Source organism: Streptomyces sp. NPDC059456 (genome assembly GCF_042750055.1).
Classification (GTDB): Bacteria; Actinomycetota; Actinomycetes; order Streptomycetales; family Streptomycetaceae; genus Streptomyces.
In genome coordinates, this window is record NZ_JBHYVA010000109.1 from 5,878 (window position 1) to 16,894 (window position 11,017).

The 11,017-nt window shown below is 72.2% G+C and carries 12 protein-coding genes and 2 tRNA genes; 13 read left to right on the forward strand and 1 reads right to left on the reverse strand.

What is annotated here, in order from left to right:
• Positions 1-120: 120 nt before the first annotated feature.
• The 5 genes from proB to ACFXA3_RS12810 all read left to right on the forward strand — a co-directional run bounded on the left by proB (position 121) and on the right by ACFXA3_RS12810 (position 5,196).
• Positions 121-1,248 (forward strand): glutamate 5-kinase, encoded by a 1,128-nt coding sequence (gene proB / locus ACFXA3_RS12790; protein WP_385185869.1) that lies wholly within the window; start codon positions 121-123, stop codon positions 1,246-1,248.
• Positions 1,249-1,335: 87 nt separating this feature from the next.
• Complete coding sequence (locus tag ACFXA3_RS12795; protein WP_376202929.1) at positions 1,336-1,728, forward strand: hypothetical protein; 393 nt, start codon at positions 1,336-1,338, stop codon at positions 1,726-1,728.
• A gap of 347 nt (positions 1,729-2,075) precedes the next feature.
• Positions 2,076-3,353 (forward strand): glutamate-5-semialdehyde dehydrogenase, encoded by a 1,278-nt coding sequence (locus ACFXA3_RS12800; RefSeq protein ID WP_385185871.1) that lies wholly within the window; start codon positions 2,076-2,078, stop codon positions 3,351-3,353.
• Positions 3,354-3,429: 76 nt separating this feature from the next.
• Positions 3,430-3,978 carry a hypothetical protein gene (locus ACFXA3_RS12805; protein WP_385185874.1) on the forward strand — a complete coding sequence of 183 codons (549 nt, stop codon included), beginning with the start codon at positions 3,430-3,432 and terminating at the stop codon, positions 3,976-3,978.
• Between the two features lie 69 nt (positions 3,979-4,047).
• Positions 4,048-5,196, forward strand: coding sequence for a hypothetical protein (locus ACFXA3_RS12810; protein WP_385185877.1), 1,149 nt, complete (start codon positions 4,048-4,050; stop codon positions 5,194-5,196).
• Here the strand turns inward: ACFXA3_RS12810 and ACFXA3_RS12815 are convergent.
• Positions 5,180-6,247, reverse strand: a complete 1,068-nt coding sequence (locus ACFXA3_RS12815; RefSeq protein ID WP_385185881.1) for a M48 family metallopeptidase — start codon at positions 6,245-6,247, stop codon at positions 5,180-5,182. The genes ACFXA3_RS12810 and ACFXA3_RS12815 overlap by 17 nt on opposite strands.
• 141 nt (positions 6,248-6,388) lie before the next feature.
• Between ACFXA3_RS12815 and ACFXA3_RS12820 the strand changes: the two genes are divergently transcribed.
• The 8 genes from ACFXA3_RS12820 to ACFXA3_RS12855 all read left to right on the forward strand — a co-directional run bounded on the left by ACFXA3_RS12820 (position 6,389) and on the right by ACFXA3_RS12855 (position 10,990).
• A complete protein-coding gene (locus tag ACFXA3_RS12820) occupies positions 6,389-6,556 on the forward strand; it encodes a hypothetical protein (protein WP_376202917.1) in 168 nt (55 codons plus the stop codon).
• A 68-nt stretch (positions 6,557-6,624) separates the two neighbouring features.
• Positions 6,625-7,242 (forward strand): nicotinate-nucleotide adenylyltransferase, encoded by a 618-nt coding sequence (gene nadD / locus ACFXA3_RS12825; RefSeq protein ID WP_030862415.1) that lies wholly within the window; start codon positions 6,625-6,627, stop codon positions 7,240-7,242.
• Positions 7,243-7,266: 24 nt separating this feature from the next.
• Positions 7,267-8,952, forward strand: coding sequence for an LCP family protein (locus ACFXA3_RS12830; protein ID WP_385185884.1), 1,686 nt, complete (start codon positions 7,267-7,269; stop codon positions 8,950-8,952).
• 118 nt (positions 8,953-9,070) lie between these two features.
• Positions 9,071-9,517, forward strand: coding sequence for a ribosome silencing factor (gene rsfS, locus ACFXA3_RS12835; RefSeq protein ID WP_327132035.1), 447 nt, complete (start codon positions 9,071-9,073; stop codon positions 9,515-9,517).
• Complete coding sequence (locus ACFXA3_RS12840; protein WP_385185886.1) at positions 9,514-10,170, forward strand: histidine phosphatase family protein; 657 nt, start codon at positions 9,514-9,516, stop codon at positions 10,168-10,170. The genes rsfS and ACFXA3_RS12840 overlap by 4 nt, the downstream gene beginning before the upstream one ends.
• 112 nt (positions 10,171-10,282) lie before the next feature.
• Positions 10,283-10,355 (forward strand) — tRNA-Ala (locus tag ACFXA3_RS12845).
• A gap of 144 nt (positions 10,356-10,499) precedes the next feature.
• On the forward strand, positions 10,500-10,733 hold the full coding sequence (locus ACFXA3_RS12850) for a hypothetical protein (RefSeq protein ID WP_008738908.1): 234 nt from the start codon (positions 10,500-10,502) through the stop codon (positions 10,731-10,733).
• 184 nt (positions 10,734-10,917) lie between these two features.
• Positions 10,918-10,990: transfer RNA gene (locus tag ACFXA3_RS12855), tRNA-Ala, on the forward strand.
• The last annotated feature ends 27 nt before the right edge of the window (positions 10,991-11,017 follow it).

Below are 11,017 nucleotides of genomic sequence, written 5' to 3' on the forward strand. Positions count from 1 at the left end.
GGGTGGCCCGCGCGGGCGCGCGGCCGGCCGGGTCCACCGGCTGAAACCCCTGCGCGGGCGCCGCGCACCACCCCGTAGATTGAGGTGGCAGACGTACCGGCAAGGGGCAAGGGGACAGACGTGTCAGCGGCTAGGCAAGGTGTCGTGGACGCCCGCAGGATCGTGGTCAAGGTCGGATCCTCCTCCCTGACCACCGCCGCCGGCGGACTCGACGCGGACCGGGTGGACGCCCTGGTCGACGTACTGGCCAAGGCCCGCAGCGGCGGCGAGAAGGAGATCGTCCTCGTCTCCAGCGGAGCCATCGCGGCGGGCCTGTCCCCGCTCGGCCTGCGGCGGCGCCCCACCGACCTGGCCCGCCAGCAGGCGGCCGCCAGCGTCGGCCAGGGGCTGCTCGTCGCCCGGTACACCGCCTCCTTCGCCCGGTACGGCATCCGCGTCGGCCAGGTGCTGCTGACCGGCGACGACACCAGCCGCCGGGCCCACTACCGCAACGCCTACCGGACCCTGGACCAGCTGCTGGCCATGGGCGCCCTGCCCGTGGTCAACGAGAACGACACCGTCGCCACGGACGAGATCCGCTTCGGCGACAACGACCGGCTCGCGGCCCTCGTCGCCCACCTGGTCCGCGCCGACCTCCTCGTCCTGCTGTCCGACGTGGACGGCCTCTACGACGGAGACCCCTCGCTCCCCGGCACCACCCGCATCGACGAGGTGCACGGCCCCGAGGACATCGCGCACGTCTCGATCGGCAGCGCCGGCAAGGCGGGCGTCGGCACCGGCGGCATGGTCACCAAGGTCGAGGCGGCCCGGATCGCGGCCGCGGCCGGCATCCCGGTCGTCCTCACCTCCGCCAGCCAGGCGGCCGACGCCCTGGCCGGACGGGTGACCGGCACGCACTTCCACGCCACCGGCCGCCGCTCGGCGGACCGGCTGCTCTGGCTCCAGCACGCCTCGACCCCGCAGGGGCACCTGGTGCTGGACGAGGGCGCCGTACGCGCCGTGACCGAACGCGGCAGCTCCCTGCTGCCCGCCGGGATCGCCGCCGTCGAGGGCGACTTCGTCGCCGGCGACCCGGTGGAACTGCGCGGGCCCGACGGCCGCGCCGTGGCCCGCGGGCTCGTCAACTTCGACGCCAAGGAACTCCCCCGCCTCCTCGGGCGCTCCACCCGCGAGCTGGCGAAGGAATACGGCCCGGAGTACGAGCGGGAGGTCGTACACCGCGACGATCTGGTCCTGCTGGAGGGCTGAGGTTCGGTAAAACCGCCGCGCGGCGGGCCGGGGACTGGTCAACTGTGAGGGGCGGACAGGCAGCATGGCGCAGACAGGAGGCGGCTGGTGAGACGAGCGCTGACCAGCATCAGCGGCGGCGGGGACGAGCAGGAAGAAGCCTCCCGCCTCTGGCACGTCACCCTGAGCGTCTCGGGCAAGCCGGCACCGCTGTCCGAGGTCCGGCGCGGGCTGGAACAGCTGGCCCATGACCACCCCTTCCTGCTGACCAGCAGGTACGCCGACGACCACGCGGAGATCCGCTACTGGGAGGAGGCCCGCGACCTCCACGACGCCGCGGCCGTCGCCCTGCGCCTGTGGGGCGAACACCGCTCCTCGGCGCAGCTCCCGCCGTGGGAGATCGTCGGCCTGGAGGTCATCGACCGCGCCACCTACCACCTGCGCGTGGCAGAGGGCTACGGCCCACCCCCGGCGCACCCCGTCGGGGTCCACCCCTACTAGACGCGTTCCCCGCACCACGTCGCCGGCTCCGGCCCGCTGCACCGGGACTCCGTCCGGCGGGCGGTGGGGCGGGGTCCGGGCGGAGCCCCGGGGTTTCCCGGGTCCGGGCGGAGCCCGGGGAACGGTGGAAGGGCGGGGGGGGGACCGGTCCCGCAGGGCCCGCCACCGGCACTCGACGACCCGGGCCACGGACGGCGGGCAGCGGCGCGGGCGCCGGGCCGGCGTCCGACCGGCTGTCCCGGCACCACGGTCCGCGGCGCGGCGGCGCGGGAGCCCGGCCGGGGCGGGGTGTCTCGGGGGGTGGAACCCCGTCGGGTCGGGCGGGGCCGGGGATTACCCTGGGCGGCATGACCTCGCTCGACGCCACCGTCTCGCCCGTGATCGCCACCGCGCAAGCGGCCCGCACCGCCGCCGCGGCCATCGCCCCGCTCCCGCGGTCCGCCAAGGACACCGCGCTCCTGGCCATCGCGGACGCCCTGGAGGCCCGTACCGCCGAGATCGTCGCCGCCAACGCCGTCGACACCGACAAGGCCCGCGCCGCCGGCACCAGCGAGACCGTCATCGACCGCCTCACCCTCACCCCGGAGCGCGTCGCGGCCATCGCCTCCGACGTCCGCGACGTGGCGGCCCTGCCCGACCCGGTCGGCGAGGTCGTCCGCGGCTCGACCCTCCCCAACGGCATCGACCTCCGCCAGATCCGCGTCCCGCTCGGCGTCGTCGGCATCATCTACGAGGCCCGCCCCAACGTCACCGTCGACGCCGCCGCCCTCTGCCTCAAGTCCGGCAACGCGGTCCTCCTGCGCGGCAGCTCCTCCGCCTACGCCTCCAACACCGCCCTCGTCGCCATCCTCCGCGACGCCGTGGAGAGCGCCGGTCTGCCCGCGGACGCGATCCAGCTCGTCCCGGGCGAGTCCCGCGACTCCGTCCGCGAGCTGATGCGCGCCCGCGGGCTCGTCGACGTCCTCATCCCGCGCGGCGGTGCCTCCCTCATCAAGACCGTCGTCGAGGAGTCCATCGTCCCGGTCATCGAGACCGGCACCGGCAACTGCCACGTCTACGTGGACGCCCAGGCCGACCTCGACATGGCCGTGGACATCCTCGTCAACTCCAAGGCCCAGCGGCCCTCCGTCTGCAACTCCGCGGAGACCCTCCTCGTCCACCGCGACATCGCCGACGCCTTCCTGCCGCGCGCCCTCGACGCGCTCGCCGACGCCGGCGTCACCGTCCACGGCGACGCGCGCGTCCTCGCGGCCGCCGAGAACTCCAAGGCCACCGCGCTGCCCGCCACCGACGAGGACTGGGCCGCCGAGTACCTCTCCTACGACATCGCCGCCGGCGTCGTGGACTCCCTCGACGACGCCGTCGCCCACATCCGCCGCTGGACCTCCGGGCACACCGAGGCGATCGTCACCACCTCGCAGGCCGCCGCCCGCCGCTTCACCCAGCTGGTCGACTCGACCACCGTCGCCGTGAATGCGTCCACCCGGTTCACCGACGGTGGCCAGTTCGGCTTCGGCGCCGAGATCGGCATCTCCACCCAGAAGCTGCACGCCCGCGGCCCGATGGGCCTTCCGGAGCTCACCTCCACCAAGTACATCGTCACCGGCGACGGTCACGTTCGGTAGTCGCGCGGCGAACACCGGGTGGCCGATTTCCGCTCACGCCCTGCCCAAAGCAGCCCCCCAGGTCTAGGCTGTTCCTGTGCCGGACGACGTGGGGGGCAAGATCCCGGACGACGGGGAGCCCGACAGCGACGACCGCGGAGGCGCGGATCACGACTTCGCCTCCGTGGTGTTCGACGAGGACTTCGTCCGGAGCGCCGAAATCCATGAACCGAGTGCCGCGGAACGCCAGCGGGCCGCCGACCGGGCGCGCGCCGAGGCGGAAGCCGCCCGGGCCGTCGCCGGAGGCTGGACGTCCGACGACGACCACGACGGCTACGCCTACGGCCGCCCCGACGGGTACGGCATCGACGAGCCCGGCTGGGAATACGGCCACGGCTACCCGGAAGGCCCGTACGGGGCCTACGGCGGCGCCCTGCGGCCCTACCGGGGCCGCTCGCCGTGGCTGCGCCCCGTCGCCTGGGTGCTCGCCTTCGTGATGGGTCTCGGCATGGTCGCCCTCGCCTTCAGCGCGGTCTACCGCAGCGCGTCGAGCGACGCCGACCACACTCCCGCGCCCACCAGCACGCCGCTGACGGAAGTCACCGGCGCCGGAGCGTTTATGTACCCCGTCGGCCGCCAACCCTGAAGGTAACGACCCCACTCGCGTTCGCCGGAGCTGGGGGCTTCTCTGAAGCGGGGACAGCGGGGAGAAGCAATGGCCGTTCCAGGAGATCCACCCGACGGCACCCCCGAGGGCACCGGCGGGGGCGACGAGGAGTTCCGGTCGGACGAGTACCGGTCGGTGGTGTTCGACGAGGACTTCGTCCGGGCTGCCCGGCTCCAGGAGTTCTCCGCGCAGGAGCGCATGGGTGAACACGCCCGGGCCGTACGCAGCCGGTCCATCTGGTCCGGCAGCGGCCCCGCCCGGCCCCGGACCAGCACCCCCGGCCGGGGCGCCCGCCAGGGCATGCTGCTGATGCTGCTCATCGCGGTGGCCTTCGCCACGGCCGTCTACATGGGCCTGAGCAACCCGGCCGTACCCGCGTACACCGGCCGCACCGAGCCGCTGGCCGGCACCGTCGTGCCCCTGGCGCCCGGTACCGCCGTGCCCGGCGGGCGGCCCGTCGACCTGTTCGCGAAGAGCCCGGCGGCCGACTTCCGCGTCGGGGCGGCCGGGATCACCCTGCCCGCCGTACGCCGCACCCACCACTTCGCCGAAGCCCAGGTCGTCACCGCACTGTCCATCGCCAAGGACTACCTGGTGCAGTCCTCGCTCGACCCCGACGTGCTGGCCGGCGCCGCCACCCGGCCCGTACGGGTCCTGCTCGACCCCGACCAGCTGGCGCAGTTCGACCGCAGCATGACCTCCCCCTCCGGCGACGGGCGGCACGCCGCCACCGGCTGGCTGGTCCGCTTCGACCCCGGCACCGCCGCCCTGGCCGACACCCGGGTCCGGGTCAGCGGAACCCTCTCCTTCGAGGAGATCTCCGCGGACGTCCTCGAAGTGACCACCGACCACACCTTCGTGTACGCCGTACGCCCCGCCACCGGGTCCCCGGCCGCGGAAGACGGCGCCTCGCTCTTCACCGTCCGGCGCGAGCTGCGGCTCCGCTTCGACCGGGAGGACCTCACGACCCGGCGGGCGGAGCTGGTCTCCGCCTACGTGATGGCCGGCCCGCAGGACTGCTCCGCCGATCCCGCCGGCGGCTTCCGCCCGGTCCTGGCCGGAGCCGGACCGACCACCGTGGGCCCGGCCGCCAGCGACCCGTACGCCAGCGGCACCCCGCGGCGCACCGCCGGGCTGTGCGGCGTCCTCGCGCCGCCCACGCCCGCCGGGACCGCCCCCGTCAGCCCCGCTCCGTAGCCTCGCCGCCCTTGCTCCCGGCGGCCGGGCCCGCGCCCGTGAACTTGTCGCGCAGCTTGCCGCCGACATCGGCCGCACCGCCCGCGATGTCGCCGACCAGCTTGAACAGCGGGTCCTTGCTGCTGCGCACCGTGTCCGCGTAGTGCGAGGCCGACTCGCGGAAGGAGTCCGACACCGAGGTGTCCTTGTCCTCGTCCCGCCGCGGGTAGTGGCCGTCCATGATCCGCTGGTAGTCCCGGTTCTGCGACCACTTCTTCAGCTCGGCCGCCCGCACGGTGGCGAAGGGATGCGTCCGCGGCAGCATGTTGAGGATCTTCAGCACGGAATCGCGCAGGTCGCCGCCGGCCTCGTACTCCTCGGCCTGGGCCAGGAAGGAGTCCACGTTCATCTCGTGGAGGTGGTTGCCGCCCGCGAGCTTCATCAGGCCCCGCATCGAGGCCTGCAGGTCCTGTCCGACCAGCAGACCGGCCCGGTCCGCCGACAGCTCCGACTTGCGGAACCACTCCCGCAGCGCGGTCACCAGCGCCATGATCGCCACGTTGCCCAGCGGGATCCACGCCACCTTCATCGCCAGACCCGTCAGGAACAGCAGGATCGTGCGGTACACCGCGTGCCCCGACAGCGCGTGGCCCACCTCGTGGCCCACGACCGCCCGCATCTCCTCCTCGTCGAGCAGCTCGACCAGGCCCGTCGTCACCACGATGATCGGCTCGTCCAGCCCGATGCACATGGCGTTCGGCAGCGGGTCCTGCTGCACGTACATCTGCGGGACCTTCTCCAGGTCCAGGATGTAACAGGCGTCGCGCAGCATCGCGTACAGGTGCGGGAACTGCGTCTCGCCCACCCGGACGGAATCCGACAGGAAGAGCAGGCGCAGGCTCCGCTCCGGCAGGAGGCCGCTCAGGGCCTTGAACACGGTGTCGAACCCGCTCAGCTTGCGCAGCGCGACCAGCGCCGAGCGGTCCGCCGGGTGTTCGTACGCGCGTGAGGAAATACCGGGGAACCTCCTGCGGTCCCTCGCCGGGACCTTCTCGAAACCGGTCTCCGTCATGACGCCCTCCCCCTTGATCGGCCTGAGTGCTGCTGCGTCTATCCTCTCCAACGCCTGAGTCGGCGTGAGCGTGCCCCAGGCCCCCGCATACGATGTGAGCGAAGTCTCCGCTCGCTCCCCGACTCGATAGGTATCTGCCTGATGAGCCTCTCCTCCACCGCCCACAACCTGGTCGTTCTCGCGTCGGAGGGCGCCGAGCAGCACGGCGGCAACCACGACAGCCTGAACCCGTTCCTGACCGGTGGCGGCGCGCTGTGCATCCTGCTGCTGATGCTCTGGGTGACCACCCGTCTGAACCGCGACCGCTGAACCGGCTCCCGCGCACGCGCCCGCATGCGGGTCCGCACCGCTCCGCCGGGCCAGTAGGCTCTGCGCTCATGGGAGAGCAGGAGATGCCTACCGGCCCGGTCAAGCGCCGGCTCGGCGTGATGGGCGGGACGTTCGACCCGATCCACCACGGACACCTGGTGGCCGCCAGTGAAGTGGCCGCCCTGTTCCACCTCGACGAGGTGGTGTTCGTACCGACCGGCCAGCCGTGGCAGAAGTCGCAGCGCGCCGTGTCCCCCGCCGAGGACCGCTACCTGATGACGGTCATCGCGACGGCCTCGAACCCCCAGTTCTCGGTGAGCCGCATCGACATCGACCGCGGCGGCCCGACGTACACGATCGACACCCTGCGTGATCTGAGCGCGCTCAACGAAGACGCCGACCTGTTCTTCATCACCGGTGCCGACGCCCTCGCCCAGATCCTGACCTGGCGGAACGCCGACGAGCTCTTCTCGCTCGCCCACTTCATCGGAGTGACCCGGCCGGGCCACGTGCTCACCGACGACGGGCTCCCGGAGGACGGCGTCTCCCTGGTGCAGGTGCCCGCGCTGGCGATTTCGTCCACGGACTGCCGCACCCGGGTCGCCCAGGGGGATCCTGTCTGGTACTTGGTGCCCGACGGCGTGGTGCGCTACATCGACAAGCGTGAGCTGTACCGGGGAGCCTGAGCTTCCGGAGAGAGGGGCCCCGCGGTGAACGACCGACAGGAGCCGTACGACCCGTACGCCGCACAGGAGCAGCAGCTCCTCGGCTACGACCCGTACGGGCAGCCGGTGTACGGCCAGGCGCCCGCGCAGCAGTACGAGCAGCAGTACGGCTACGACCAGCAGGGCTACGGCCGGCAGCCGCAGCAGGCGTACTACCAGCAGCCGACGCCGCAACAGCAGCAGCAGCACCGGCAGCCGCAGCAGCCGGCCGCCCCCGAGTACGGGCAGCAGGAGTACACCGAGGCTCCCGGCCACGGGTACGACGCCCCGCACGCGCAGCAGGGCCGGCAGTGGATCCCGCAGCAGGCCGCACCCGAGCACGTCGCCCCGGCCCCGGCGGCCGGACCGGAGCCGCAGCGCCCCGACCGGGTCCCCGAACCGCGCCGCCCCGACGACGGCCGGTCCGCCCCGGACTACCGCACCGAGCAGTTCGCGTTCATCGACCAGCCGGACGAGAGCTCCGAAGACGTCATCGACTGGCTCAAGTTCACCGAGAGCCGCACCGAGCGCCGGGAGGAGGCCCGCCGCCGCGGCCGCAACCGCGTGGTCGCGCTCATCGTCGTCCTCGCCCTGTTCGTCGTGGGCGGCGTCGGCTACCTCTGGTACGCGGGCAAGCTGCCCTTCCTCGACGGCCCCGGGCAGAAGAAGACCGCCGCGGCCGCCGGCGGAGCGCAGAAGCGCGACATGATCGTCGTGCACCTGTACAACACCAAGAAGGGCGGCACCTCCACGGTGCTGCTCGTCGACAACGTCACCACCGCGAAGGGCGCCACCGTCCTGCTGCCGAACACGCTGGGCGTCCCGAAGGACGACGGCACCGGCACGGCCCTCGGCAAGGCGGTCGAGGAGCGCGGCGGCGGCGTACGGGACTCCCTCGACTCGGTGCTCGGCACCCACATCGGCGGCACCTGGCGCCTGGACACCCCCTTCCTGGAGAACCTGGTCGAGCTGGTCGGCGGCATCGAGATCGACACCGACACCGCCGTCCCCGCCGACGACGCCGCCAAGACCCCGGCCGTCGCGCAGGGCGCCAAGCAGCACCTCAGCGGTGCGATGGCCGTCGCCTACGCCACCCACCGCGCTCAGGGCGAGCCTGAGGCCAAGCAGCTGGACCGCTTCGGGAAGGTGCTCTACGGGGTGCTGCGCAAGGTCCCCGGCGACCCGAAGTCGGCGACCGTCACCGTCGAGAGCATGGGCCAGATCCTCGACCCCTCCCTGAACGCGCAGACGCTCGGCACCCTGCTGTCCAAGCTCGGCGAACACGCCAAGCAGGGCGCGTACCGCACGGACGTCCTAGCGGTGAAGCCCGACGGCGCGCTCACCGACGACGCCAACAAGAACGTCGTCAAGGAGGTGCTCGGCGGCAGCTTCACGGCGGCCCAGGCCGGCGCCGCGCCCCGCGTCGGCCTCAAGGACGCCACCGGCGACGACAAGACGCAGCTCGCGGCGAAGGCGACCCTGCTCAACGGCGGCTACACCTTCGTGGACGGCGGCAAGGCCGACAAGACCCAGGCCGCCACGCAGATCACGTACCAGGACGACGCCCAGCGGGCCAAGGCCGTCGACGTGGCCAAGACGCTGGGCCTGCCCGAGACCGCGGTGAAGAAGGGCGAGAGCGCCGTGAACGCCGACATCGTGGTGACCCTGGGCAAGGACTACAAGCCGTCCTGACCCGGCCCGACCAGGCCTTCGGCCGGTGCCCGGCCCGCGCGGGACGTTCCGCGCGGGCGGGGTCGGCGGTACATGAGACCCTTGTAAGGATCTGCCCGCCAACCCGAAAGCATGGCCAGTGACCGCCACGGACCGCTCCATCGAGCTCATCACCGCCGCCGCCCAGGCCGCGGCCGACCGGCTCGCGCACGACATCATCGCGTACGACGTCAGCGACGTGCTGTCGATCACCGACGCCTTCCTGCTCGCCTCGGCGCCCAACGACCGCCAGGTCAAGTCGATCGTCGACGAGATCGAGGAGCGCCTGCTCAAGGAGCTCGGCGCCAAGCCGGTGCGCCGCGAGGGCGACCGCGACGCCCGCTGGATCCTGCTCGACTACATCGACATCGTCGTCCACGTGCAGCACAGCGAGGAGCGGGTCTTCTACGCGCTGGAGCGCCTGTGGAAGGACTGCCCCGAGATCGACCTGCCCGAGGACGCCAAGCTCACCAAGGGCAAGGCGGAGGAGCACGCCAAGCTGCGCGAGGCGGCGGGCGACGAGGACCTGGACGGTGATCTGTTCTGAGCACGACCGCCCCCCGCAAGACCGGCCGGAAGATCGTCCTGTGGCGGCACGGCCAGACCTCGTGGAACCTGGAGCGCCGCTTCCAGGGCTCCACGGACATCGAGCTGACCGAGACGGGTGTGGCGCAGGCGCGCCGCGCCGCCCGGCTGCTCGCCTCCCTGAAGCCCGACTCCATCGTGGCCTCCGACCTGCGGCGGGCCTCCGCCACGGCCTCCGAGCTGGCCGCCGTCACGGGGCTGCCCGTGACGCAGGACGCCGGGCTGCGCGAGACGTACGCCGGTGAGTGGCAGGGCCTGACGCACGACGAGATCATCGAGAAGTACGGCGAGCAGTACGCCGCGTGGAAGCGCGGCGAGCCCGTCCGCCGCGGTGGCGGCGAACTGGAGACCGAGGTCGCCGACCGGGCGGCGCCGGTGGTGCTGGAGCACGCCGGCCGGCTGCCGGAGGGCGGCACCCTCGTCGTGGTCAGCCACGGCGGGACCATCCGTACGACCATCGGCCGGCTGCTGGGCCTGGAGGCCCGCGACTGGGAGAGCCTGGGCGGGCTCTCCAACTGCTGCTGGTCCGTCCTCGGCGAGGGCGCGCGCGGCTGGCGCCTGATGGAGCACAACGCCGGCACGCTGCCGGAACCGGTGCTCGGCGACGACGACTGAGCCCGCCTCAGGGCGGCTCCCACCCGGATTTCACTTTCCGGCTGGTCACAGGCTAGAGTTCTTCTTGTTCGCAGCGCAGAACACCGGAAACGGGGGGAGCGCGGCGGAGAGCGGGGCTATAGCTCAGTTGGTAGAGCGCCTGCATGGCATGCAGGAGGTCAGGAGTTCAATTCTCCTTAGCTCCACAATCAGGATCCCGTCCCCAACAGGGGGCGGGATCCTTCCGTTTGTACCTTCGGCGCCTGCTGACCTGCCCCGCACCCGCGTGGCAGAATCGGGACCGCCGGAGGGGGAGTCGACGGCCCGATGCGGGAGGGAGTCGCTGACGGATGGGTGCACACCGGCGGCGGTGCGACTGGTGCAACAACGGCACGCCGATCGTGCGGGACATGGACCCGGTCAACCCCGACTACCAGTACTGGTGCGAGGAATGCGCGCGGGCGCTGATCATAAAAGGCGACCCGATCGAGACGTACCGCGAGCTGGAAGGGGAGCCGATCTACGGTCGGCTGCTCGACGAGCACTGCACGCTCAAGCGGTTCTACCAGTTCGCGAGAGCGTAGGACCGCGGCGGGGCGGGGCGGGCAACGGGCGTGGCCGACAGGTCTGCGGAGCGGGGTAAAACGGGCAAACTGCATCGCCCGGAAACCGATTTTTGGACCTGGGCCATGACCGTGTAATGTTCTCGATGTCGCCAGGGGGAACCGGCAAGGGAAACCGAGCAGGGGCCCGGCGGCAGAGAAACAAGGGGCTATAGCTCAGTTGGTAGAGCGCCTGCATGGCATGCAGGAGGTCAGGAGTTCAATTCTCCTTAGCTCCACAGAAGAGAAGCGGGCCACCCGGATCG

Bases quoted from the DNA above. Each gene is read 5' to 3' on its own strand.
- ACFXA3_RS12800 (WP_385185871.1), top strand. From the start codon at position 2,076: ATGACCTCGCTCGACGCCACCGTCTCGCCCGTGATCGCCACCGCGCAA.
- ACFXA3_RS12810 (WP_385185877.1), top strand. From the start codon at position 4,048: ATGGCCGTTCCAGGAGATCCACCCGACGGCACCCCCGAGGGCACCGGC.
- ACFXA3_RS12815 (WP_385185881.1), bottom strand. From the start codon at position 6,247: ATGACGGAGACCGGTTTCGAGAAGGTCCCGGCGAGGGACCGCAGGAGG.
- ACFXA3_RS12820 (WP_376202917.1), top strand. From the start codon at position 6,389: ATGAGCCTCTCCTCCACCGCCCACAACCTGGTCGTTCTCGCGTCGGAG.
- nadD (WP_030862415.1), top strand. From the start codon at position 6,625: ATGGGAGAGCAGGAGATGCCTACCGGCCCGGTCAAGCGCCGGCTCGGC.
- ACFXA3_RS12850 (WP_008738908.1), top strand. From the start codon at position 10,500: ATGGGTGCACACCGGCGGCGGTGCGACTGGTGCAACAACGGCACGCCG.